Source organism: Sphingomonas hylomeconis (assembly GCF_025370105.1).
In the GTDB taxonomy this organism is placed as follows: domain Bacteria; phylum Pseudomonadota; class Alphaproteobacteria; order Sphingomonadales; family Sphingomonadaceae; genus Sphingomonas; species Sphingomonas hylomeconis.
This window is the reverse complement of the sequence record NZ_JANQBK010000009.1, coordinates 71,617-96,096: the sequence shown is the minus strand read 5'-3', so window position 1 is coordinate 96,096 and position 24,480 is coordinate 71,617. Positions and strand designations below refer to the sequence as shown.

18 protein-coding genes are annotated in these 24,480 nt (G+C 64.9%); 2 read left to right on the top strand and 16 right to left on the bottom strand.

Features of this window, described 5'->3' with window-relative positions; translation table 11 throughout:
- Positions 1-68 precede the first annotated feature (68 nt).
- Positions 69-803, top strand: a complete 735-nt coding sequence (locus NV401_RS12310) for an SDR family NAD(P)-dependent oxidoreductase (protein ID WP_261294726.1) — start codon at positions 69-71, stop codon at positions 801-803.
- Positions 804-1,189: 386 nt separating this feature from the next.
- On the opposite strand, the gene NV401_RS12305 is transcribed toward NV401_RS12310, so the two are convergent.
- The 9 genes from NV401_RS12305 to NV401_RS12265 form a co-directional block, all read right to left on the bottom strand.
- Positions 1,190-2,722 carry a carboxylesterase/lipase family protein gene (locus NV401_RS12305; RefSeq protein WP_261294725.1) on the bottom strand — a complete coding sequence of 511 codons (1,533 nt, stop codon included), beginning with the start codon at positions 2,720-2,722 and terminating at the stop codon, positions 1,190-1,192.
- 47 nt (positions 2,723-2,769) lie between these two features.
- Positions 2,770-5,124 carry a TonB-dependent receptor gene (locus NV401_RS12300; protein WP_261294724.1) on the bottom strand — a complete coding sequence of 785 codons (2,355 nt, stop codon included), beginning with the start codon at positions 5,122-5,124 and terminating at the stop codon, positions 2,770-2,772.
- 123 nt (positions 5,125-5,247) lie between these two features.
- A complete protein-coding gene (locus tag NV401_RS12295; RefSeq protein ID WP_261294723.1) occupies positions 5,248-6,912 on the bottom strand; it encodes a glycoside hydrolase family 3 protein in 1,665 nt (554 codons plus the stop codon).
- A gap of 17 nt (positions 6,913-6,929) precedes the next feature.
- Positions 6,930-8,195 carry an MFS transporter gene (locus NV401_RS12290; protein ID WP_261294722.1) on the bottom strand — a complete coding sequence of 422 codons (1,266 nt, stop codon included), beginning with the start codon at positions 8,193-8,195 and terminating at the stop codon, positions 6,930-6,932.
- Positions 8,196-8,375: 180 nt separating this feature from the next.
- Positions 8,376-9,560, bottom strand: coding sequence for a LacI family DNA-binding transcriptional regulator (locus NV401_RS12285; protein ID WP_261294721.1), 1,185 nt, complete (start codon positions 9,558-9,560; stop codon positions 8,376-8,378).
- A 279-nt stretch (positions 9,561-9,839) separates the two neighbouring features.
- Positions 9,840-11,054, bottom strand: a complete 1,215-nt coding sequence (locus tag NV401_RS12280) for a type II toxin-antitoxin system HipA family toxin (RefSeq protein WP_261294720.1) — start codon at positions 11,052-11,054, stop codon at positions 9,840-9,842.
- The gene (locus tag NV401_RS12275; RefSeq protein WP_261294719.1) at positions 11,051-11,656 is read right to left on the bottom strand and encodes a helix-turn-helix domain-containing protein; all 606 of its coding nucleotides are present in this window, start codon (positions 11,654-11,656) and stop codon (positions 11,051-11,053) included. Before NV401_RS12275 ends, NV401_RS12280 begins: the two co-directional genes overlap by 4 nt.
- 496 nt (positions 11,657-12,152) lie before the next feature.
- Positions 12,153-12,785, bottom strand: a complete 633-nt coding sequence (locus tag NV401_RS12270) for an FMN-binding negative transcriptional regulator (RefSeq protein ID WP_261294718.1) — start codon at positions 12,783-12,785, stop codon at positions 12,153-12,155.
- A 3-nt stretch (positions 12,786-12,788) separates the two neighbouring features.
- Positions 12,789-13,823, bottom strand: a complete 1,035-nt coding sequence (locus NV401_RS12265; protein ID WP_261294717.1) for an ornithine cyclodeaminase — start codon at positions 13,821-13,823, stop codon at positions 12,789-12,791.
- 159 nt (positions 13,824-13,982) lie between these two features.
- Between NV401_RS12265 and NV401_RS12260 the strand changes: the two genes are divergently transcribed.
- On the top strand, positions 13,983-14,429 hold the full coding sequence (locus NV401_RS12260) for an Lrp/AsnC family transcriptional regulator (RefSeq protein WP_261294716.1): 447 nt from the start codon (positions 13,983-13,985) through the stop codon (positions 14,427-14,429).
- Positions 14,430-14,446: 17 nt separating this feature from the next.
- On the opposite strand, the gene NV401_RS12255 is transcribed toward NV401_RS12260, so the two are convergent.
- The 7 genes from NV401_RS12255 to NV401_RS12225 all read right to left on the bottom strand — a co-directional run bounded on the left by NV401_RS12255 (position 14,447) and on the right by NV401_RS12225 (position 24,441).
- Positions 14,447-15,307 carry an alpha/beta hydrolase gene (locus NV401_RS12255; RefSeq protein WP_261294737.1) on the bottom strand — a complete coding sequence of 287 codons (861 nt, stop codon included), beginning with the start codon at positions 15,305-15,307 and terminating at the stop codon, positions 14,447-14,449.
- A 5-nt stretch (positions 15,308-15,312) separates the two neighbouring features.
- Positions 15,313-16,653 (bottom strand): metal-dependent hydrolase family protein, encoded by a 1,341-nt coding sequence (locus NV401_RS12250; protein ID WP_261294715.1) that lies wholly within the window; start codon positions 16,651-16,653, stop codon positions 15,313-15,315.
- Positions 16,654-16,684: 31 nt separating this feature from the next.
- Entirely contained in the window at positions 16,685-18,373 is a 1,689-nt protein-coding gene (locus NV401_RS12245) for an amidohydrolase (RefSeq protein ID WP_261294714.1), read from the bottom strand.
- Positions 18,374-18,427: 54 nt separating this feature from the next.
- Positions 18,428-20,506, bottom strand: coding sequence for a TonB-dependent receptor (locus tag NV401_RS12240; protein ID WP_261294713.1), 2,079 nt, complete (start codon positions 20,504-20,506; stop codon positions 18,428-18,430).
- Positions 20,507-20,857: 351 nt separating this feature from the next.
- On the bottom strand, positions 20,858-21,616 hold the full coding sequence (locus NV401_RS12235; protein ID WP_261294712.1) for an enoyl-CoA hydratase/isomerase family protein: 759 nt from the start codon (positions 21,614-21,616) through the stop codon (positions 20,858-20,860).
- A 1-nt stretch (position 21,617) separates the two neighbouring features.
- A complete protein-coding gene (locus tag NV401_RS12230) occupies positions 21,618-22,835 on the bottom strand; it encodes a CaiB/BaiF CoA transferase family protein (RefSeq protein WP_261294711.1) in 1,218 nt (405 codons plus the stop codon).
- 1 nt (position 22,836) lies between these two features.
- On the bottom strand, positions 22,837-24,441 hold the full coding sequence (locus NV401_RS12225; protein WP_261294710.1) for an MFS transporter: 1,605 nt from the start codon (positions 24,439-24,441) through the stop codon (positions 22,837-22,839).
- Between the last annotated feature and the right edge of the window lie 39 nt (positions 24,442-24,480).

Below are 24,480 nucleotides of genomic sequence, written 5' to 3'. Positions count from 1 at the left end.
AAAAGGTGCATACTTGTCGTTAGGTAGGCAGAGGTCCAACTACATGCAACCAAGAACTGGAGGCATGTATGAACCGACTAGAAGGCAAGACTGCAGTCATCACCGGCGGCGGGACGGGCATTGGCCTGGCTTCGGCGAAGCGCTTTATCGAGGAAGGCGCGTTCGTCTATATATTCGGCCGAAGGCAGGAGAAACTGGACGCGGCAGTGGCCACACTCGGTGCGAACGCGCGTGCGGTGGTGGGATCGGTCACCGATTCCGGCGATCTCGACCGGCTGTTCGATACGGTGAAGCAGGAGCGCGGCACGCTCGATATTCTGTTCGCCAATGCAGGAACGGGCACGCTGCTGTCGCTTACCGAGATCACGCCCGAGCATTATGACGAGACTTTCGACATCAACGTGAAGGGCACGATCTTCACGGTGCAGAAGGGCTTGAAGCTGATGGGCCAGGGTGGTTCGGTGATCCTCACCGGCTCGACCACCGGTGTGATGGGCACGCCGGCGTTCAGCATCTACAGCGCCTCGAAGGCTGCTGTTCGCAACCTCGCGCGCAGCTGGGCGCAGGATCTGCGCGGTACGGGTATTCGCGTCAATGTCCTATCGCCTGGACCAACGTTGACCGAACTGGCGGCCGAAGTCGTCGGCCGCGACGCGATGATCGAGATGGGGGCCACCACACCGATCGGGCATGTCGGCGACCCATCCGAAGTCGCGGCGGCCGCTGCGTTTCTCGCATCGTCGGATAGCAGCTTTATGACGGGCAGCGAGCTGTTCACGGACGGAGGATTGGCTCAGATTTGAGGAGCTAAGCCAGCGGGCGTCATAGCCCGCTGGCTTCGAATGCGGTGCCGTCAAATCCGCAAACTCAAACTTGCGATCACTCTTCTCCGCCCGGCCTACCATAACCCGAGCGAGTGATCCTTGGCCGAGCGCCGACCGGCCATTTTCCCGATTTGGGACCCCGGACAGCTGCTTTTCCTCGCTGGAAGTGAGGCCCTCCACCCATTAACGAATGGCTGGAGTTGGCGTGCGGCGACGATGGTTCAAACGTCCACTTGTGGGGCTATTGACAGCCGGTCCAAAAGCGCACCGGCACGCCGGACCATGCTCGGCACATTACAAATCATGCTCAACCCAGCTTATGGAACCCGCCGCGTACTCGCAAACTCCAACAGCGCTGCCTTTGCCTATTTTCGCGTCGATTCAATGAAGTCGAGCCGCGCGCGCAATGGATCGGCGGCCAATCTCCTGCCCTGCGCATCGATGAGGTTGAGCGAGGACGAACCCGGCGCATAACGATCCCAACCGAGACGGGACAGGGCCTTTTCGCCGGACCGGGCGAAAGCGATCCAGTTCCGGTGCATCAGCGCACCGACCGCCAGATCCGCCGGCGTGGTCGACGTGCCATAACGCACCTGCACCGTGTCGAATGCATACGGTATCTCGCTCGCATGCGGCGCGCCCGCCCACTCCTGACGCATCGCGGTGGCGACATAATCGAAGCGATACAGCCAGACCGGCTGGCGGGGGGCAAGGAGGCGCGCGACGGCCCGGGTCGGCTCGTTCATGTAGCGATCGGCGAACAGATCGGTCGCCACCGCCGGCGACGCGCGATCGCCCCGCGGATCGTACAAGCGCCGTGCAGTGGCTGCTTCCCTGCCGAAGCCGGCGAACAAAAGCTCCTTGTCCGGCCCGAACGGCAGGCCGTCCATCGAATTGGTGCCGATGAGCAGCGGCACGGCGGCACCGCGACCGGCGCGATAGGCATCGATCGGTGCTTCCATCACGGTCCGATTGTCGATCATCGGACCGGCATAGTCGGCGACGTCCATCGTCGCCATGTTCAGCCCCTTGATCACGCGGTCGGCGGGTAGCGCGCGCAACTGCGCTGCGCTTACGATGCGACCGAGCGGCGCGCTGAACTTCTGCCCCGCGATCAGCGCCTCAGTGAAGCTCGGGATATGCGTCGGGTCGGTCAGCCCGCGTCCGGCGCCCGATTGCACGATCGCTTTGGCGAACAGGCCGCGCGCCAACGGCGAGGTCATGAGCACGTGGACGGAGATGCCGCCGGCACTTTCGCCGAACAGCGTGACATTGGCGGGATCGCCGCCGAACGCGGCGATGTTGGCTTTCACCCAGCGCAGCGCGGCGATCTGGTCGTTAAAGGCGAAGTTACCGCCGCCGCCGCCTTCGCCCTCGAGCGCGGGATGCGCGAAGAAACCAAAGCGTCCCAGGCGATAATTGAGGCTGACCATGATCACGCCGTCGCGCGCGAAGGGCGCGCCCGAATAGACCGGTGCCGAGCTCCCGCCGTTGACGAAGCCACCGCCATGAAGCCACACCATCACCGGCAGCTTCCTGGTCGGTGCAGCGCCGGTCGGGCGCCAGACGTTTAGATAGAGGCAGTCCTCGGACGGCTGCGTGCCAAGCGGGGCGGCGTCTCCCGGGAAAAGCTGCTGGGCACAGTCGGCCGCGAAGTCACGGGCATCGCGCGGGCCGGACCAGCGCGGGGCAGGTCGCGGATCGCGCCAGCGGAGCGGGCCGACCGGTGGCGCGGCATAGGGGACACCGAGAAACGCCTCGACCTTACCGTCGCGTACGCCGGCAATGGTGCCACCAGTCACCGCCACCACCGGGCTCTTGCGATTTTGCGCCGCTGCGACCGGCGCGATCATGGTGGCCAGCCCGGCCGCCGCGAGCGTTATCATGCGTATCGTCATGGCATATTCCCTGCGGTGCGACCGGGCTGATAGGCAAACGTGCGAGATCAGAACTTGAACCCGGCGCGCATACCGTAGGTGCGGGGATCCTGGAACGTCACCGTGCCGCCGGCAAGACCCGGGAACGCCGCCACCGTGGTGGCGCTCGACAGCACGACGGCGTTTTCGAGGTTCTTGGCGAAACCCTGCACATACCAGCGGCGGTCCGGCGCGTTGTAGGTCAGCGTCAGGTCGGTGCGCGTGTAGGAGGGCTGGCGGAACTGCGCGCGCAGCGTGGTGGACAGGAACTCGTAGGAGTCGCTGATGCGGCTGCGCACTTGCGCGGTGATGTCGCTGCGATTGCCGAGCGGCAGGCTGTAGCTGTAATCAACCGACGCGACCCAGTTGGGCGAACGATCGAGCTTCGCACCGGCGAAATTGACGCCGGGCACGACCTCATAGTCGGTGAATCGCGCGTTTAGCCAGGCCACGGTGGCGCCGAAACGGTTGCGCGGGCTCGGCGTGAGGACCGCTTCCAGCTCGACGCCGTCGATCTTTGCCGTCGCCGCGTTGGTCGTGATCTGGCACGGCCCGCCACAGATGTTGCTCGCCTGGCTCAATTGCAGGCCGTTGTAATCGTAATGGAAATAGCTGCCGTTCAGCCGTAGCGCGTTGCCCAGGGTGCGCATCTTGAAGCCCAGTTCATAGGCGGTCAGCGTTTCCGGCTGATAGAAAAGCGCTTCTTCCGGCACCGGCGCGTTGCAATTGTCATCGCCGGCCAGGCACCCATCGTTGAAACCGCCTGCCTTGTAGCCGGTCGAGACGCTGCCATATAGCAAGGTGCGGTTGTTCAGGTCGAACTCCAAACCGCCTTTCCAGGTCAGTTTGTGAAACCGGCGGCTGGCATCGTTCAGCGAATCCGGCGGGAAGACCAGCGGTTCGCCCACCGCGCTGTGGATGATCGTCGCACCAACCCGCGATTTGTGATCGCTGGTGTAGCGCAGCCCGCCTGTGACGCGCAGCGCGTCGGTCAGGCTGTAGGTCGCCTGGCCAAAGCCGGCGACCGAGCGCGCCGTGGTCGGATTCTGCAGGAAGCCGAATATATAGCCCGGCGTGCCCGGCGTTGGGCTGAGCAGACCGGTGATGAGCACCTCCGACACCGAATGCTCTTTGAAGAAATAGCCGCCGATCTGTGCCGTCAGGCGGTCTCCGGCATAGGCCAGGCGCAGCTCGTGCGAGGTCTGCCAGTATGAAGCGTCGAGCGAGCCGGGGTTGGACAGCGCCAGATTGATGCCCGGCACGAACCCGGTCAGGCCGGGCGCCTCCTCGTCGCGTTCGAATTCGCGATACGAGCCGAGATAGGTCAGCGTCAGGCGGTCGCTCAGCTCGTGATTGAGTTCCGTCATCACGCCCCAGGTGCTGTTGTCGCGGCTGCTCTGGCTGCCTTCGCTAAAGCCCAGCAGACGCCGATCCTTGGACGACACGCCGGTCAGATAGAGGGGGTCGGTGCCGCGTTGCCCGTCTGCCGGCCCGGCGAATGGGGCGAAGAAGTTGTAGGCGGACACGGCATTGGTCGGCCGCCCCTTGATCGCGCTGTAATCGCCGCGAACCAGCAGGTTGGTGCGCTCGCCGAGTTCGGCGAGCACGCTCAGCCGGCCCGAGAGATTATCCTTGAACGGGCTCAGATCGTAGGGCGAACTTCCCTGCCGGATATAGCTGTCGCGGCGATCGTAATTGACCGCGGCGCGCACCGCGACATGATCGCCGATCGGCACGTTGACCATGCCGGTCAGCTGGCGCGTGTCGAAATTGCCGTAGCCGCCTTCGATCGACGCCTCGAAGCGGTGCTTGGGGCGTGCCGAAATGACGTTGACCACGCCGGCGGTCGTATTGCGGCCATACAGGGTCCCCTGCGGCCCGCGCAGCACTTCGACCCGATCAAGATCGAAGAACGATACCTCCTGAGCCTGTGGCCGGGCGATATAGACGCCATCGAGCAGGAACGCCGCGGAAGGGTCGCCCTTTTCGGTATTGTCGTTGCTCGATACGCCGCGGATCGTGATGCGCAGCCCATCGGTGCGATCGATCGCCACGGTCGGGATGATGTCGGACAGCGTGGTCGGATTGGTCACGCCCGCGCCGATCAGGTCTGCGCCGCTGACCGCATTGAGCGCGATCGGCGTCTTCGACGCGAGCGATTCGGTGCGATTGGCGGTCACGATGATATCGCCGGCCTCGGCCGTCTGGGCCTCCGGGGCGTCGAGCGGGGAAGGCGCTTCCTGGGCGGCTGCGGTGCCTATGCCCAGCGACGCGATCGACAGCGACGCTGCCATCAGCGCACGCGCGGCCGTCGACGTCCGCACTGCCCGCAGCCCCGTGCTGCCATTTGCGAGATTACCGTTCGTCCCTGCGCTGCCCGTCATCATCCCGCTCCATACTTGTTATGTTTAGCGCAAAACAATATACGGGCGTGGTATGTCAAGCCACATCGGCAGATCGCGCTGGATTGGATCGCTGTGTGGCCCCGGCGCCACGTGCTGATATCCTTACCAGCACAATTGTGCCTCGCCGCAAAACGGATCGACCGGGCTGACGCCGGTGAACGGCGTTGCGCCTACCAGGCGCGACACCAGCTCGCGCTGCACCGTCTCCAGCGATGAATAGCTGTTGATGTACGTGGCGAAGTTGGCGGCGTCGCGCAGGTAATAGGGCTGGCCGAACGACAGCAAGAGCGTCGGCATCTCCTGATTGAACTGCATCATCGCGCGGCGCATGCCGCCGTGCATCTTGGCGAAGTCCAGGTGGATCTGGCCGATGCTCGGGGTCGCTTCCTGGCCGATCAGGTAGATCAGCAGGTCGGTGTCGTCGCCGCTGGGCGGTGCCTCGGGGTCGAAGTCGCGTAGTTCGAACCCCCGTTCGTGCATCCCCTCGAAGAACGGATCGAAACTACGCTCCACTGCCCCTGCAAAAAACGTCCATCCGGGATCGGTGATCACGGTGACGCGACGATGGCGTTGCGGATCGAGCGGGAGCAGGTTCTGCGTGTCCTTGACCAAGGTCGCGCTGCGGCCGGCGGCGGTGCGGGCAACCCCGATGCTGCGCTCGGTCTGCAGTCCGGCGCGAACGGCCTCCAGCGACCCAAGCCGATCGGCCGGCGTGCGCCGATCAAGGCCCAGTGCCGCCTTGAACGACAGCATGCGACGCACCGCTTCCTCCAGCCGCGCTTCCGACAAGCGGCCCTCCCGCAGACCATCCAACATCAGCGCCATGTCCGCCGCCGCGTCGCGGCTGAACAGGAACACGTCGCATCCGTTGGCGATGACGGCCGGCACGGCCTCGCGGCGATCCAGCCAGCTCGTCAGCCCGCCCATCACCGTCGCGTCAGAGACGATCAGGCCGCGAAAGCCGAGTTCCTCGCGGAGCAGACGCTGGTTGAGCAGCAGCGATACCGACGCCGGGGCGTACCGCTCCCGCCCGGTAACACCGGCTTCTGCGGCATAAGCGGGCAAGGCGATATGCGCCGACATGATCGTCATCACGCCGTCCGCGATCAATTGGCGGAAGATGCGACCGAAGCTTTCCGCCCACGCCGTGGGCGTCATCGGATTGACGGTTGTGGTGAGATGCTGATCGCGGTCGTCGATGCCGTCGCCGGGCCAGTGTTTGGCGCTGGCGGCGATGCCGTGTGCCTGCAGCACGCGGACATAGGTGCGCGCCTGCGCCAGCACGCGGTCCACATCGGCTCCATAGGATCGCGTGCCCACCACGGCGTTGCGGAACGCGACATTGAGATCCACGACTGGCGTGAAGGACCAGTCATACCCCAGCGCGCGGCTTTCGAGCGCGATCACTTCCGCCACCGCCGCCGACAGCGCAAGATCATCGCACGCCGCTATGCCCATCTGATTGGGCAGGGGGGTCGCGAAGGGGTAACTCGCCGTGCCGCCCTCGATGTCGCCGCTCAGCAGCACCGGAATTTCCGCCGCTTCGATCATGCGGCGCGTGGCCGCCACCGCCTGGGCGAGATCGCGCGCGGGAAAGCGGTGGATGCCGCCCGGGCGATGAGCGCCTATGGCGAGGTTTTCCTCGATCGTGTCCTCGCGGCTGGACAACACGAACAGCTGCGCAATCGCCGCCTCGGTCGACAGGCCGGCCAGTGTCCGTTCGACCCAGGCCTGGCCCGCGGCATCGAGGGCCAGTGGATTGGGCATTTCCTTGGCGGACACGATCATGGCGCGGGAGCGGCGACGACGGCCATGGTCGCGCGGTGTCCGGCCATGCCGATTATCAGGCACAGCAACGCCAGCGGCGATGCGATCGCGCAGGTGATCGAAATCGCCTCCGGCAGCCGTTGCGGATCGGCGAACCAGTGATCGGTGAGCAACGCCACCGCCATCGGGCCCAGCGTCCCGCCGATCAGGTTGATCAGTAGCATATAGGCCGACGCGACCAGCGCGCGCATTCTATTGGGCGTCATTTCCTGCAAGGCCGCCAGCCCGCCGCCGAAATTGAATCCGGCAAAGAAGTTCATGCCTGCGATCAGGCCGAGCGCAATCCAGGGGTTCGGCACCAGGGGAAAAGCGATCGTCAGCGGTATGAGCGCCGAAAAGCCGAGCAGCGCGGCGCCGAGATTACCGCGCGGATGGCCCCGCGACGAAAGCCAGCTGGCGAAATGTCCGCCGAAGAACGCGCCGGACGTACCGAAAACGAAGACGACGGCGCCATATCGCACGCCGATTTCCGCCGTCGTCCAGTCGAAGCGACGCTGAAAAAATGCCGGAATCCACGCGCCGGTCCCGTTGCCGACCAGAATCATCAGCGCAAAGCCGATGCCGATGCCCAGATAGGCGCGGCGTCGCGCCATGATATGGGCGACGAAATGCCGGAGCGGCACCACCTGGCCACCGTGCTCGCCCAGCCCGCGCCGCATCGGCTCCCGGATCAAGAGCATTGCCAGGCCCAGGAGCAGTCCCGGGATACCGAGCCCGAGAAAGACCAATTGCCAGCCCTTGACGGCGCCAATCATGGGAACGGTCACCAGCGCATCCGTCGGAATTACCGCCGCCATCAGGCCGCCCAGGACCAGTGCGAGCGCGCCACCGAGATAGGTGCCCATCTGATACACGCCGATCGCCGCGGCGAGCCGTTTCGCCGGGAAGTAATCGGACAGGATCGAATAGGCCGCCGGGCCCAGCCCCGCCTCGCCTGCGCCGACGCCGATCCGGGCGGCGAACAGCAGGGGGAAACTGCGTACCGCGCCGCACAAAGCGGTCGCCGCGCTCCACGCGAACACCGACACGGCCACGATGTTGCGGCGGTTGGCCCGGTCCGCGAGCCGCGCAATTGGAATACCCAATAGGACGTAGAACAGCGTGAAGCTGAGCCCATATAACAGGCTCATGCTGGTGTCCGAGACGCCGAAGTCTCGTTTGATCGGCTCCACCAACAGGGCCAGTGCCTGCCGATCAACGAAGGCTAGCGTATTGGCGAGCATCAGAATGACAGCCGCGATCCAAGCCGTACGGCGCGGAGGCCATCCGTCAGGCCTATCGCCAGCGATTTTTTCAATCATGCGAAGTTCCGCAGGACGATGCTTGACGAGAGACTGGCCATCTAGTTTCCGATCGGTTTAGCGCTACAACGCCAGCTCGACCGTCGATGTCAAGCGGTTCGATTATGCCGGTCGGATCGATCCGCGCTCGATCACGCTATAGGGAACCAGTCGATCCAGCGGTGCCGCCGACCCCGTGCTTCGTGCCGCGATAAGGTCGGCGAGAAGGGTCATGGCGATCTTGCCCATTGCCGTCGTGTCCTGGCGCACGGTGGTCAGTGCCGGCCAGACCTGTTGAGCGACCGGCGTATCGTCATAGCCGACGACCGACAAATCTTCGGGTACCGCAATGCCCAACTGATGGGCGGTCGCCAGCACACCGCAGGCGGATGCATCGTTGGTCGCGAAGATCGCATCGACCGGCGCGGGCAGGGCGAGCAGCCGCGCCGCCGCCTTCTGGCCGCCCTGAAAAGTAAAGTCACCGGGCGCGATAAACTCGCGATCGACCGGCAGTCCGCCCTCGGCCATGGCGCATCGATATCCCTCCAGCCGCGTCGCCGCAGCGCTATGTCCCTCCGGGCCACCGACGATGCCGATGCGCCGATGGCCACGCGCGATCAACAATCGGGTGATATCATAAGCGGCGTGCTGCTCGTCACAGCGCGCCGAGGGCAAGCCGGGCAGCGACGCGCCGGGGCTGACCGCGACGGCAGGCAGGTCGATCTCGCTCAACCACCCCGACATGGCGACAAGTTCGGCAATCGGCGGGGGCAGCAGCACGCCGTTCACGCCGCTTCGCTGCAAGCGAAGCAGCGAGGCACGCAGAGCATCAGGATCGGCCGGGTCGGCAGGCTCGACGATGATCTCGGCGCCCATCGGCACGGAAGCGTTCAGCGCGCCTACCAGGACGGTGCCGACGAACGCCGTGGCGGCGTCCGTATAAAAGATCCCGACGCGCAATGTCTGCGCGCCGGCCAGCCGTTTGGCTTCGCGATTGGGCACGTAGCCAAGCTGCTCTACCGCTGCCTGAACCGCCGCGCGCGCATCGGCACCTGCTTTGGGGCGGCGGTTGAGCACGTTCGACACGGTCATCGCGGACACGCCGGCGAGCTCAGCGACATCCGCAATCGTAGCACGCGCGTGCGAGCGGCCACTACGTTCGCCCTGCCTCCCGTTTTTCAATCCTTGTCTCCCAAAGCGAATAACCCTCACCCCGTATTGGCTAGCGGCGACAAGTGCCGATGGCCATACCGGCCAGAGCGCGTACGAAATTCGGGGTTTTGCTCGAAAGCGCGGGATGGCCGGCAAGAAATGCAACCGGCGCCTCAGACCCTCACCACTGCAGCACACGATAGTGGGCTCTAGCCTTAATGGATGTCCGAAACGGCAAACCAAATCCGCGCTGCGAGGGGCTGCTATTGGGTCACTGTCGCCGGAACGCTGTGGCAGCTCTCGACCAACTTTCGCCGTTCGACGCCGCGGGCGCCAATGACCGCTCCTGCCGCAACCAGCCATTGCTGTCCCATTAAGCCCTCCCGCTGCAGCGCACCAACTGTTTCGATGCAAGCGCATTCTGTTGCAGTTGGTTCAGACTGAGAGGCGCTTTCTGTGTTTTTCGATTGCGGCAATTACCTCACCCGAGAAGGGGAGATGCGTCTTCTCCTGCTCCCAAAGCCCGTCAAACCGCTCTACTGTTTCCTTCGCTGTCGAGATAACCAGATGCGACGGGAGCCGCGCTTTGTCGGCGATCGTCTCCAGTTCGCGGTAGGTGAAGGACTCCCATTCGCGCGACCGATGAAATTTGAGGGCGGCAACCTCCTCAGGGATATAGGCGACGGTCGAGAGAAGATCATATGCTGGCGCCAAGATAGGTCGGCGCTGATCGGGATAGGTCAGTGACCAGTTCTTCAGGTGCATGTCGCCATTGCCGATCAGCACGGAGTAGGTGAGCCGGCGGATGAATTCGACCGAGCTTGCCTCATCGGCTGCGATTGCGAGCACCGACAAAATTTGGCGGTAGCTCGCGTTCTCATATTTGTCGTCGGCGTAGACACCGTAGACTTGCGCGAAATCCTCGATGTGGACGGGGCCGGCATCGGTCCGGTCGAAACGGCGTATGGCATATGCCGACGCCCCGTATCGGGTGATCCCGTCGGGCAATCCGTCGATCGTTTCGAGCGGCAGAAGATCGATGTCGGGGACATCGATCCCGAGCTTGGAGGCCAAGCTCATGGCGGCGAACTCGTTTTCCGGAACGTCGGGATGACGGGCTGACGGCAGTTTGACGATCCAGTCGCCGCCCGTGCCGCTCACCGGAATGGTGAGGCCACCATTCTTGCCCCTGTTCTTCAAGGCTGAAAATTTGAGTTGAACGCCGGCGAGCGAGAAGCGCAGTGCGCGCTTGGCTTCAGCTGCAACGCCTTCTTCGTCTGCGTCTTCAGGCTGCACGTCACGCGCCTCGACGGGCACGGCCTTGACCGCGCCTGGCAAGTCTCCGCCAAGCTGCGCGAGAAGGAGATATTCGCGCACTGACTTAACGCCGGCGCGCCGCGCAAGATAATCGCGCAGGGTTCCTTCGGGCAAAAGGTTCGAGAAGAACGGCTCGATCTGTGTTTGATAGGCGCGAGGCGCATTGATGATTGCGCCATATTGGTCACGATAGGCAAGCGAGAGCGTCGGGCGATCTTCGTCGGCGAGGTAGGCCTCGTCGAACGTGAAGATGCTACGATCGCCATCGAGGCGCGCGAGCGTCCCGATGCGGCGATCATGCAGGAGTATGGCGAGAGCGGCTGGATCAATCATGCGTCATCCTCCTCCAGCCGGTAAGCGGGAAGCTGGCGTGCAGCCTCGATTAACGGCGCATGATGCACCTGAATGTTGCGGAAATGCCGGAGAGCCGAAGTCGCCTCCTCAATGCGTTTGGCGAGAGCAGCTGCCCCGCCCTGAGCCTCGATGATCGTCTTCAGCCGTTTTGCTGGCTGCAAGGCCTCATCGAGGGCTTTGAGTTGAGCTGTATCAAATTGCAGTCTGGGGATGCTCCGGATCGCATTCTGGAAGCCTTCAACCTGAGAGAGGTCTGGGAAGTTTGCTTTGATGCGTTCTGCGATATGCGCCTGTTCGTTGAGTAAGCTCACTGCGCGGCTTGTTTCGACGGTCGTGCCATGCGCACGCACCGCTCCCTCGACGGCAGGCAAAGCCTTGCGCGGCACGAGCGTGATCTCAAGATCGAGCGCGCGCGCGATCTCGACAAGGCTTGAAAGTTTGAGATCCACCGTGCCTTTTTCGATTTTGGAGATATGGCTTTGGGGCAAGCCAACGCGCTGCCCCAGCTCCTTCTGGGTTAGTGCCTTTGCGATACGCGCCCCGCGGATACCCGCTGCTATCTCTTCAATTCCCGCACTCATTTATCTACCCTGGCATATATTTGTTTGATATTATATGCTTGAGCATATCAAATAGCGCTATAAACTCAATTGGAAATATGTCCCAGCATATTCGAGTTGAAAATTATATGTTTCCGCATATATGTCTTGCCGTTTTGCGAGGATATTGCCCCGCCTGACCAATGATCCGGAGAGAAGTAAAAGCCCTTCGAGAGGACTGGGCTCCCGACGCGGCGGAAATGGCAGCGCGGGGCTAAAGACGCTTTAGGAGTGACCGTTTTCGGCGTGCGCGGACATTCCCAGTTGCAATGCGGAACGGCAGCTAAGTCCCATTTCTTGCCTTTCCGCGCTGCGGTTTCCGGCAGAGTGGAGCACCCTGAACTCTTATGAACCAACGTCCGCTGTTGGGGGGGGCGAAATCAGGCGGCGAGTGACCGGGATTGGGTCCTACCGCCCAAGATAGCAAAGGAACTGTCCTAACTTCGTGTAGCGTTGCGTCCTGGTGCTGATCGAAACGCTATAGCCGCGTGGCGTTGAACCGGCGGATCCAGCGGCAGATCGCCGGATCAGGGTGGTTGGCTAAGAGCGCGCGGAGCACGTCCGGGCGCTCGTCTTGCGCGAGCTTGAACTTGCCCTGCACGTCGGTCACCTTTGCGCGGAAGCCGATGATCGCGCCCAGCATGCCGTGATAGCGCGGCCCCATCTGCGCCGTGGTCCAAGGCGCGGCGTGGCCGTGTTCCATCGCGTCGATCAGCACGTTCAGTGCCGCCTCGGTCTGATCGGCGTCGAACCGGATCTCGGCGGGGATCACGAGTTGGGCATAGTTCCAGGTTGGCGCCCAATCGCTCAGCCCGGCATGTTCGGGCGAAATATAGGCCTCGGGCCCGCGGAACAGGAGGGCGGCCTGCGGCGCCGCGCATAACGCCGCGTATAGCGGGTTCGACCGCGCCAGGTGGCCGATCAGTTCGGTCAAGCGGCCGGCGGCGTCATAGACGCCGATCAGTGGCAGCAGGCTGGCGACCGCACCGTCGTTCTGCGCGGTGACCCAGGCAAGCGGATATTCCGTGATCAACGCGCGCACGTCCCCGTCGTCGAACCGGCCGAATGGGCCGCTATCGGCATCGGCGGACGCGGGCGTTCGATCAGTCATAGTTTATACCCTAGCAAGCGCCGGTTCAGGCTGGCGCAGAAGGCCAAAGAGGTCGCGTGGATCGGCCGGCGCGGCGAGCAGATCGATTTCCCGATGCAGGGCGATATCGCTCGTGGCGTCGAATAGATAGGACAAGGCCGAGAAATCCTCGATCGCAAAGCCGACGGAATCGAACAGCGTGATCTCGTCGCGGTGCTCGCGCCCAGTCGTCTCGCCGGCGATCACCTGCCACAATTCGGTGACCGGGAAATCGGCCGGCACCTGCTGGATCTCGCCCTCGATCCGCGTCTGCGGCTCGAATTCGACGAAGACGCGCGCGCGGTGCAGGATCGCCGCCTGGAGCTCGGTCTTGCCCGGGCAATCGCCGCCCACGGCATTGATATGGATGCCGCCGCCGATCATGTTGTCGGACAGCACGGTGGAGGCGCGCTTGTCGGCCGTGACGGTGGTGACGATATCCACGCCTTCCACGGCTTCGCCGGCGGTGTCGGTAGAGACGATGCGCAGCCCGCTACCTTGCATGTTGCCCAGGAACTTGGCGGTGGCGGCCGGATCCACGTCGAACACGCGCAACTCGGTAATGCCGAGCAAGGCCTGGAACGCGACGGCCTGAAACTCGGATTGCGCGCCGAGGCCGATGATTGCCATGCTCCGCGCATTCGGTCGCGCGAGATGCCGGGCGGCAAGCGCGGACATCGCCGCGGTGCGCAACGCGGTCATCAGCGTCATCTCGGCGATCATCAGCGGATAACCGGTGGCGACATCGGCGAGCACGCCGAAGCCGATCACCGTCTGCAGCCCCGCCGCCTGATTGGCCGGATGACCGTTGACATACTTGCAGCCGAACCGCTCGGCATCGGCGATCGGCATCAGTTCGATCACGCCGTGCGGCGAATGCGCCGCATAGCGCGGCGATTTGTCGAACTGGCCCCAGCGACGATAATCCTGTTCGATCCGCTCGGCCAGATCGACGAGAACGCTTGCCAGCCCGCGTTGCCGCACCAAGGCGATCACATGTTTCACTTCAACCAATCGCATCGTCAGATCTCCTTGGAGCCGGACAATGCGTGCGACGCGCGACAGGCGAAACCGCCAGAACGCCGCAATCTGGTCAGCACTTGATACACATTGCGCAACGGTATGATGCATATTGCACGATTGCTGTGGCGCGCCGCGCCATGGTCCTTAAGATGAGGCATGAGCCCATCCGCATCGCCGCCCGCCCTCACCATGGATTCGATCGACCGTCGCCTCATCGCGGAGCTGCGCGCCGACGCGCGCAAGCCGGTGTCGAAGATCGCGCTCCGCCTGGGGGTCGCGCGCGGTACGGTGGAAAAGCGCATCGCGCGACTGGTCGATGGCGGCGTGATCCTCGGCTTCACGGTGCGGGCATCCGACAGCGCCGCCTCGATGGTGCGGGCGATCATGCTGATCGAGGTTTCGGGACGATCGACCAGCGCGGTGATCCGCAACCTGCGTGGTTTGCCTGAACTGCACACGCTGCACACGACGAACGGCGCCTGGGACCTGGTGGCGGAACTGCGCGCCGACAGCCTGGCGGATTTCGACCGCGTCCTGCGCGAGGTGCGCGGCATCGATGGCGTGCTGAACAGCGAGACGAGCATCCTGCTGTCGTCGATCTGATCCGGCCTGAACGGGGTTCAGGGCAGGCCGACCGCGAAGCGAAATGTCGGCGTGATCGCGCGATAGGGCACGGTGATATGCGTCTCGCCGTCAAACTTCTCGAAACGCGTGCGCAGGCCATAGGCGGTCAGCGGCTGGAGCCGCTGCAGCAGCGCCTCGGAATCCCAGGTGATTGTCGCGGCTTCGTCGCGCGCGCCGGTCAGCAGCAGCAGGCGGCTGACGCGGCCGGCGATCTTCCCGCTGGTCAGCCGGGCAGTGAAGGCGCGTTCTTCCGCCAGCAGCGCCTGATCGCTCCACCATTGCGAGGGGCTGGCGGCGATGATCGCCTCGAACGCGTCGGGCCGGGTGTAGAGCAGGTGCAGTGCGAACAGGCCGCCGAGCGAATGGCCGAACAGCGACTGGCGATCGGCGGCGATCTTGTAGCGACGGGCGATTTCGGGGCGCAACTGATCGAGCAGGAACTTGGCGAAATGCTCGTTGCCGCCCGCTTGGGCCGCGGTGAGCTTGCCGGGCCAAGGCGCGGTGAGGTCGTAGAGCCGGCGCTGGAGGTCATAGGCCTGGTCGGTCGGATAGCCGATGCCGACCACGATCATCGCGCCGCCGGCCTGCTTGGCGAATTCCTCAAGCCGGCGCTCGCCGGCGAAACCTGGGAAGAAGGCGTTGCCGTCCAGCACATAGAGCACCGGGAAGCCGCCTGCGGGGGCGGGCTGCGACGGGACCGAGACGAAGAGGCGATAGACCTGCTTGTCGTCGCGTGCGGTAAGATCGAACACTTGCGTGTCGGGCAGCGTATAGGCCTGCGGGGCGGGGGCCTGCTGCGCGGCGGCGGGCGCGCCGACCAAGGTCGTGAGCGCGAGAAGGGGCAGCGAGCGACGCATGGCGGTCACGCTGCCATCAGGTTCTTGTGGACCACGCCGTCCTTGACGATCACCAGCAGGTTGCGCTCGTAATCCTCGAACAGGCTGAGGTCGTCGAGCGGATTGCCGCGCACGAGCAGCAAATCGGCCCAGGCGCCGGGCTTGACCACGCCGAGCGGGGCCGCGCGGTATGGATCGCGCTTGCCGCTGCGCGCGAACAGGCTGCAATTGCCGGAAGTGGCGATGCGCAGCACCTCGGCATTGCTGAACACCGTGCCGAGCCGTGGCAGCATTGCATTCTCGGTGCGCGAGGCGGGCGTGCGCGAGAACAGATCGGTCCCAAACGCGACGTTCACGCCATGCTTCTTGGCCAGCCGCACGCTCGACTGCCAGCCGGCGCTGCCCAGCGACTCCGTGGCTTTCTCCATCTGCGCGGGGTTGAGGATATTGTCGCCATTCTCGAACGGCTGAGTGCAGAGCCACGCGCCCTTCTGTGCCATGCGCGCGGCCGCCGCGTCGTCGAGCAGATGGCCATGCTCGATCGACAGTACGCCCGCATCGAGGCAGCGCTGGATGCCGGCGGCGGTATAAACGTGCGCGCAGGCATAGCTGCCCCAGTCGGTCGCCGCCTGCACGATCGCGCGCAGTTCCTCGGGCGTGAATTGCAGCGTGTCGATCGGATCGAAATCGGACGTGACGCCGCCGCCGGCCATGATCTTGATCTGCGTCGCGCCACGCTTGAACTGCTGGCGGGCGGCGGCGAGCACTTCCGGCACGCCGTTGGCCACCGCGGTCATGCCCGAGCGGCGATAGCGCGAGGCGGCACCACCGAGCGTGGGGGGCAAATCGTCGACCGGATCGAAATCGCCATGGCCCGAGGTCTGCGAGATCGCCGCGCCGCTCGGATAGCAGCGCGGCCCGGGCATGATGCCGCGGTCGATCGCGTCGCGGATGCCGAACACCGATCCGGCCGTATCGCGCACCGTGGTGAAGCCGCGCAGCAACTGGCGCTCGGCATCCTGAAACACCAGCGCGATCGAGACCGCGTCCTCCGGCCCCATCCACGACGCGCCCTTTACCGCCGACATATGCCAATGCGCGTCGGTGAGGCCCGGCATCAGCGTATGGCCGGCGCCGTCGATCACCGTCGCGCCGGCCGGCACGGGAATATCGCCGGCCGAGACCGCGTCGATCCGGTTGCCGGTGATCCGCACGTTACGCAGCGCGCGTGCGCTGCCCGTCCCGTCGAACAGATAGGTGTTGCGGATCACGATGGTTGCCGCAGCGGGATCGGGCGCGGCCGCGCCGAGAAAGGGCAGGGCGACGAGCCCGCCCAAAGCGGCGCGGCGGCTGAGCGGCAAGGTCATCGTGGATCTCCGGTCGGTCGTTCGCATCGGGCTAGCCGCGGGGCGCGGCGGCGCTGGTGAACCGTTCCTGCCCATCGACGAACGTGCGTAGCACATTGGTCTTGAGATACTGGTCCGGCGCCGTGGTCAGCAGGTCGCGATCGAGCACCACCAGGTCGGCAAGGTAGCCCGGCGCAATCCGGCCGAGCCGGTCTTCCTGGAAGCCGGCAAAGGCGGCGGTGCGCGTATAGGCGGTGAGCGCCGCCTCGATCATGATGCGCTGTTCGGGATGCCAGCCGTTCGGATTGGTGCCGTCGATTGTGTGGCGCAGCACCGCGGCGTCGATCCCGGTCAGCGGGTCGATCGGCGCGACCGGCCAGTCCGATCCGAAACAGGTGGTGACGCCGGCATCGAGCATCGTCTTGAACGCATAGGTGCGGTTGAGCCGTTCCTCGCCGATCCGCTTCCCCGCCCAGCGCCCGTCGTCGATCGCGTGATAGGGCTGAACCGAGGCGATGATCTTCTGCCGCGCCATGCGCGTCCAGGCGCCGGGGCTGAGATGCTGGGCATGTTCGATGCGGAAGCGCCGATCGCGCCGGCCGTTGCGGCGTGCTGCGTCGGCATAGATGTCGAGCACCACGTCGTTCGCCTCGTCGCCGATCGCGTGGGTGGTGATCGGCATCTTCGCGGCGTCCGCCGCGGGAATCCAGTCCCGCATGTCCTCGACTTTCGTGGTCCACACGCCGCGGGTTGCGGGGTCGTCGAGATAGGGCTGGTGGAAGCGCGCGGTGCGGGCGCCAAGCGAGCCGTCCGACACGCATTTGAGCGCGCCCCAGCGCACCCAATCGTCGCCGCGCCCCTCGGTCTGGACCAGTGCGTGCATGCGCGCCCAATCGGCCAGCGGCACGAACGAATAGAAGCGCAGGCCGGTAGGCCCGGCCCGGCGCAGCCGGCGTGCCGCCTCCTGCACCGACCAGTCGACCTCGGTGTTGTGGACCTGCGCGACGCCCTTGCTCAGCGCATGCGCGATGCCGCGCCGCATTTGTTGATCGATGATCGCCTCGGTCGGTGGCGGGATCATCTCGAAGACACGATTGGCCGCATTGTCCTTGAGCACGCCGGTCGGCTCGCCGCGCTCGTCGCGCTCGATCACGCCGCCCGCAACGTCGGGCGTGTTGCGATCGATCCCGACCAGCCTGAGCGCCGCGGAGTTGAGGAACAGCGAATGCAGGTCGGTACGGGGAATCGCGATCGGCGTGTCGGCCGAGACCGCATCGATCCATTCCTTGCGCGGTAACTGGCCGCCGAACCGTTGCTCGTCCCACGGCCCGCCGGTGAGCCACTGACCCTTGGGCACGTCGCGCACCGCCGCGCCGATCCGCTGGACGAACTCCGCGCGAGACTTCACCTCGAGCAGATCGGGCTGGGTCAGGTTCGGCGCGCCGCGCAGGAAATGCGTGTGGCAATCGATGAAGGCGGGCATGACGAACGCGCCCCCGCAATCGATCACCCGCGTGGTCCGACCGCTGGCCGAGCGGACCGCGGCAGCGCCCAGCGCTGCGATGCGGTTGCCGGCGATGCCGACGGCGTCCGACATGCCCCCGCGGTCGCCGGTCCACACCCGGGCGTTGACCAGGGCGATGTCGAGCACGCCGGTATTGCCGAACGCCGGGCCGCACAGCATCGCCGCCGCCCCGGTGGCGATGACGCCGCGCCGTGTGATGTCAAAGGGCCTGGTCATACCGTCTTCCGTTCTGCTGCGCCGACATCGCCTATAGCATCCGCCCGCCCGGCGTCACCGATACTCGAGCTGGATGCCGAAGGTGCGCGGGCGAACGCGCGCGTCGAAGTCCCGCGTCGAGATACCGGCGGCACCGACGATGAAGTGGTTCTGATTGGTGACGTTATCGACGAACAGAGTCGCGCGGACATGGTTGGTCGCTTCGATCGAGAAGCGAGAACCGCCGATCAGCTGGTTCTGGCCACGCGAAATCAGCAGCCCGCCGCTGACTGTGCGATCTTCCTGCGGCGAGGTGTAGTTGAGCGCGCCGGACAGATGCGCCTTACGATCGCCGATCGAGAAGGCATAATCGACCGAACCGGCGATCGTCGCGGCGGGCGAGCGGTTCAGGCGATCGCCCTTCTCGAACAGCGTAAAGCCCTGCGACACCACCGGCGCGTCCAGCGTCAGGTCGTTCCAGTTGCCCGCCACCGACACGGTGAGCGCGGGCGTGACGCGGGCCGAGACCTTCGCATCCACGCCGACGCCGCTGGCTGAACTGCCATTGACCAAAGCCGTCACCACGGCCTGATTGAACGGGATGCGCAGCGACTGCTGCACATCCTGCCAGTCGATATAATAGACCGCGCCTTCGAACTGAACGCGGTTGTCGAACAGGCCCGCCTTCACGCCGACCTCGTAATTGTGCAGCCGATCGGGCTTCAGCGTGGGGAAGCTCGCCGGAACGAGGCCCTGGAACTGGATCGCGCCGCTGCGGAACCCTTGCGAATAGGACAGATAGGCGGTGGTGCGGTTGGTCGGCAGCCAGTTGAGCACGACGCGCGGCGTGACCGCGCTGAAATTGGCCTTGACCGGCGCGGCGACGGGCACTTCAGCACGCGCCGATACGCGATCCTTGAAATAGCGCAGGCCACCGGTGAGGCGGAACTGTCCGAGCTCCTGCGTCGCTTCGCCGAACACCGCGAACGCCTTCGACCGGTCGATTCCGGTATAGTTGAAGAAGTTGGGATCGGTCGCCTGGATCAGCTCGTCGCGTGCAGAGCGATAGCTGCCGCCGATGCTCCAGGTGAGCGAGCTTGAATTGTTCGAACTGAGCGTGGTTTCGTTGCTGAAGATCTTGGTCTTGAACTCGCTGGTCAGCGTCGTGTTGAAGATCGTGCCGGCATAATCGAAGATGCCGTTGTTGTTCAGCGTCAGATACCCGGTCGAGTTGGTGAGCGTCACGCCGCCCATGTCGTAGGCGATCTTGAGACCCAGCGCATCGTAGTCGATCGACATCGGCTCGGGCACGCGGGTGCCGCGGGTATAATTCTCGGTGCCGACCGAGGGGCCGCCGTAATTGTCACGGGCCAGCCAATAGGATGCGTCGATCCGCAGATCCTCGATCGGCTGGAAGCCGATCTTGGCGCGGAGCGACAGATTCTCCGAACTGTTGAAATTGTCCTTGTTCGGCCGGTCCAGCCAGCCGTCATTGTCGGTATAGCCGGCCACGAGGCGGATGCCGAGTTTGTCCGCGACGATCGGCACGTTGACCATGCCGTCAGCGCGATAGTTGAGCGATCCCTCCTCCGTATAGGAAGCCGCCGCGCGGCCCTTGAAGTCGATCGCGCTGAGATCGGCATCGTTGGTCAGCACGCGAACCACGCCGTTGAGCGCGCTGGCGCCGTACAATGTCCCCTGCGGCCCGCGCAGCACCTCGACGCGCTGCAGATCGTAGGCACTCGAGTCCGGCGCGATCGCCGACTTCACGAAGCTGAACGGCACCGTGTCGAGATAATAGCTGACCGGGTTGGAGCCGTTGAGCGTCGGCGCATTGGCGGTGACGCCGCGCACCGTGACGCCGGTGCCGCCGCCCTGATAATATTGGCTGGTGGTGACGCCGGGCACGCTGCGCAGCGCTTCGGCGACGCCCTCCACCGACGACGCATCGAGCGTCGCGCCCGACAGAACGGCGATCGAGATCGGCACCTCGCTGAGCGATTCCTCGCGCTTCTGCGCGGTCACGACGATGTCCTGCGAGGGCATGTCCGCATCCTGCTGGGCGACATCGACGGCGGCGCCGGTCGATGCCTGGGCAAAGGCGGGGGTCGCCTGCAGCAACGCCAGGGCGACGAGCGGGGCGGAAGACGTCATGAAGAAGCGCTTAGATGTAGGATGCACGGTAAACCCCCATTGTATCGTGTTGCTTGATGTATCGTTCGGCTCCCGCAGCCGGTTTGCGCAGGCATCGGCAGGGTGAATTCGTGTTGTCTGTTCAGGTTTCGCGGCGCCTTCCGCATCGGTAATCAACCTGAACATGCACGCCCTCCTGTTGCCGGACGCACGTCTCCTCGACATGTCGCCCGCAGCCCGTGTCCCGCGATTTTTAGGTTTCAGTTTTTTTACTGTTGCCAAGTCCTACGGCAACAAGCCCGAAATTCTTAGGTACGCTTTTCAGGCAATGCCATGTTCGTGTTGCCGTCCGGAAACGGGTACAATTCGGTGTTAGTCGCGGACGGTCCGGGCGGCGAAGCGCGACAGGCCGTCGCGGGCGCGGTCGCTGGTGAAGGCGCGCTGCCCGAGGGTCGCTTCGCGGGCGTAGGCGTCGGCGAGCGGCAGATCGTACAGCGTCACGACCGCTTCCTTAATCGTCTGCACCGCGACCGGGTTCTTGGCCGCGATCGACGTGGCGAGTTCCAGCGCGACCGGCTCGACGCGATCGGCGGGCACCACCTGGTTGACCACCCCGCGCGCGAGCAGTTCGGCGGCGCTGAAGCGGCGCCCCGACAGCAGCAATTCCATCGCGTGCGCATATGCGATCTGGCGGACCAGCCGCACCAACGTGCCGCCGGCCGGCACGAAGCCGTGATCGACCTCAGGGAACTGGAACACCGCGTCCTCGGCGGCGATGCGCAGGTCGGTCGCCAGCATGATCTCGAACCCGCCCCCCATGCACAGCCCGCGCACCGCCGAGACGACCGGCTTGTAGAAGCCCGCGACCTTGAGATGTGCCGGATCCCAGGCGCTGATGTCGAACTGGCCGGAGGCCAAAGCCGGGATCGATTCGGTTAGATCGGCGCCGACGCAGAATGCCCGGTCGCCCGATCCGGCGAGCAGGATCGCGTTGATGGCATCGTCGCGGCCGAATTCGGCAAAGGCGCGGCCGAGGTCGTCGTACATCGCCAGCGTCAGCGCGTTGAGCTTTTCAGGCCGCACGAAGCGGACGATCCCGACCGCGCCTTCGCGGGTCACCTCGATGCCCATGTCAGCGCACCCCAAGCGCGGCGAGCGCCGCGGCATCGAGCCCGAGCATGCCCTGCAGCACCGCCAGATTGTCCTGCCCAAGATCGGGCGCCGCGACGTGCGGCTGGACCGCGCTGCCCGAGAGCGTGATCGGTAGTCCGAGCATCCGCACCATCTGTCCGCCCACCGGCACGTCGACGATCATGCCGCGCGCGGCGATGTGCGGATCGGCGATCACCTCGTCGATCGACTTGATCGCGCTGAGCGGCACCTTGTCGCCGGCCATGTCTTCGAGCTCGGCCTTGGTTCGCGTCGCGAACCAGCGTTCGAGCAACGGCTTGACCACGCTTTCGCTGACCGCGGGATCGAAGCGCTTGTCCATCGTGTCGATCCTCGGATCGCGCGCCACTTCGGGCTCGCCGAACATGGCGCAGGTGATGCTCCAGAATTTGTCGGTATAGCCGCCGAAGAAGACGTAGCCGTCGGCGCAGGGGAACAGGCCGTAGGGGCTGACGAACGGATGTTCGTTGCCGATCGGCCCCGGCACTTCGCCGGCGACGGTGTTGCGGATCACCGCGCTTTCGGTGAGCGACAGCACCGCGTCCTGCTGCGAGATGTCGACGATCTGACCCAGGCCGGTGCGCTCGGCCTCGCGCAGCGCGGCGAGCGTGCCGATCGCGGCATAGAGCGAGGCGGAGAGATCGCCGATGATCGTGCCGACGCGCACCGGCGCCTGATCGGGATAGCCGTTGATCGACCACAGGCCGCCCGAGGCTTGGCCGCTATTGTCGTAGCCCGGCTTGCTTGCATTGGGCCCGGTGCGCCCGAAGCCGCTGATCGCGGTATAGACGAGCCGGGGGTTTTCGGCCTTGAGCACGTCATAGCCGAGCCCGAACCGGTCCATCACCCCGGGGCGGAAATTCTCGACGACGATATCGGCGATCCGCGCGAGCTGCAGGAACGTGGCCTTGCCCGCTTCGCTGCGCAGGTCGAGCGAGATGCCCTGCTTGTTGCGGTTATATTGCGCGTAATAGGCGCTGGTCTGGCCGTCCTCGGTCTCGATCATCGGCGGGAAGGTGCGGGTATAATCGGGGTCGGCGGGGTTCTCGACCTTGATCACCGTCGCGCCGAGATCGGCGAGGATCATCGTGCAATAGGGGCCGGCGACGACCCGCGTCACGTCGAGCACGGTGACGCCGGCGAGCGGGCCGCTGCGCCCCGACGGAAGGGGGGCGGGCATGTCAGTCATCCTTGATCAGATCGCGTTCGTGCAGGAACAACAGGGTTACCACCAGCGCCATCGCCACAACGCCCCAGCTGTACCACAGGCCGGCATAGGGATTGCCGGTGCGCGCCACGATATATTGCTCCACGAACGGCAGGAAGCCGCCGAAATAGCCGGTGCCGAAATGATAGGGGATCGACATCGAGCTGTAGCGGATGCGCGGCGGGAACAGCTCGCTGAGCAAGGCCGCGACCGGACCATAGGTCGCGCCGGACAGGCCGCTGAGGATCAGGATGATCAGCAGGATGACCGCGATATTGCCCGCCGACGGCGTGATCGTGCCGAGCGGATAGCCGGCGCGGGTCAGCGCGGCATCGAGTTCTGGGTTGGTCGCGCCGGGCAGGGCGGTGCCGCCGATCGAGACTGCAAAATCGGGCGCGGTCGCGAGCGAATAGGCGATGCCCTTGCGCGAGAGATGTCCGAGGATCCGCCCGCAGGCATCCTTCTGCTTGTCCGCAAAGGCGTCGTAACCACAGCTCGGGCTCGTCACCACCACCGGCGCGCGGGCGGCCGCCTGTGCCATTGCCGGATTGGCGGTCGCGCCGAGCCACCAGAACAACGGAAACAGCAGCACCAACGTCAGCGCATAGCCGGCGACGATCAGCTTCTTGCGCCCGATCCGGTCGGACAGGTGGCCGAACAGGATGAACCAGCCCAGCCCCATCAGCGCGCCCAGGCCGACGATGATCTGCGCCACCGTCTCCTCGACATGCATCGCGTTGCGCAGGAAGCCGAGGGTGGTGAACATCGCGGTGAACCAGATCACGGTGAAGCCCGCGGCGATGCCGAACAACGCCACGAACAGCCGCCGCGGATTGCCGGGATAGGTGAAGCTTTCCTTGAGCGGATTCCTCGCCGTCTTGCCGGCGGCCTTCATCGCCTTGAACACCGGGCTCTCGGACAGCTTGGCGCGCATCCACAGCGACATCGCCAATAACAGGATCGACAGCAGGAACGGCGCGCGCCAGCCCCACGCGCTCCACGCCTCGGCCGACATGCTCCATTTGCAGGCAAGCACCACTACCAGGCTGAGGAAGAAGCCCGCGCCGACGCTGGCCTGGATGAAGCTGGTGTAGAAGCCGCGCCGGCTACCGGGCGAATGCTCTGCGACATATATCGCAGCACCACCATATTCGCCGCCGAGCGCCAGCCCCTGGCAGATCCTGAGCAGCAGGATCAGCGCCGGCGCAAGCCAGCCGATCGCGGCGTAGGACGGCACGAAGCCGACCCCGGCGGTCGCCACGCCCATCAGCGAGATCGTCACCAGGAACGTGTATTTGCGCCCGAGCTTATCGCCGAGATAGCCGAACAACGCGGCGCCGAGCGGGCGGAAGCCGAACCCCACCGCAAACCCCGCCCAGGCGAGCAAGGTCTGCATCTGCTCGTTGCCGGTCGGGAAGAAGGTCCGCCCGATGATCCCCGAGGCGGCGAGCGTGCCGTAGAGGAAGAAATCATACCATTCGAACAATGTGCCGAGCGACGACGCGGCGATGACGGTGCGAACTTCCTTTGGCGTGGGAACGCGTTTCGGAGTGCCCTCCGCAGCTGCAATGCTATCCATCTCCATCCCTATATTGTTCTAGGTGATCTTTGTATCGTG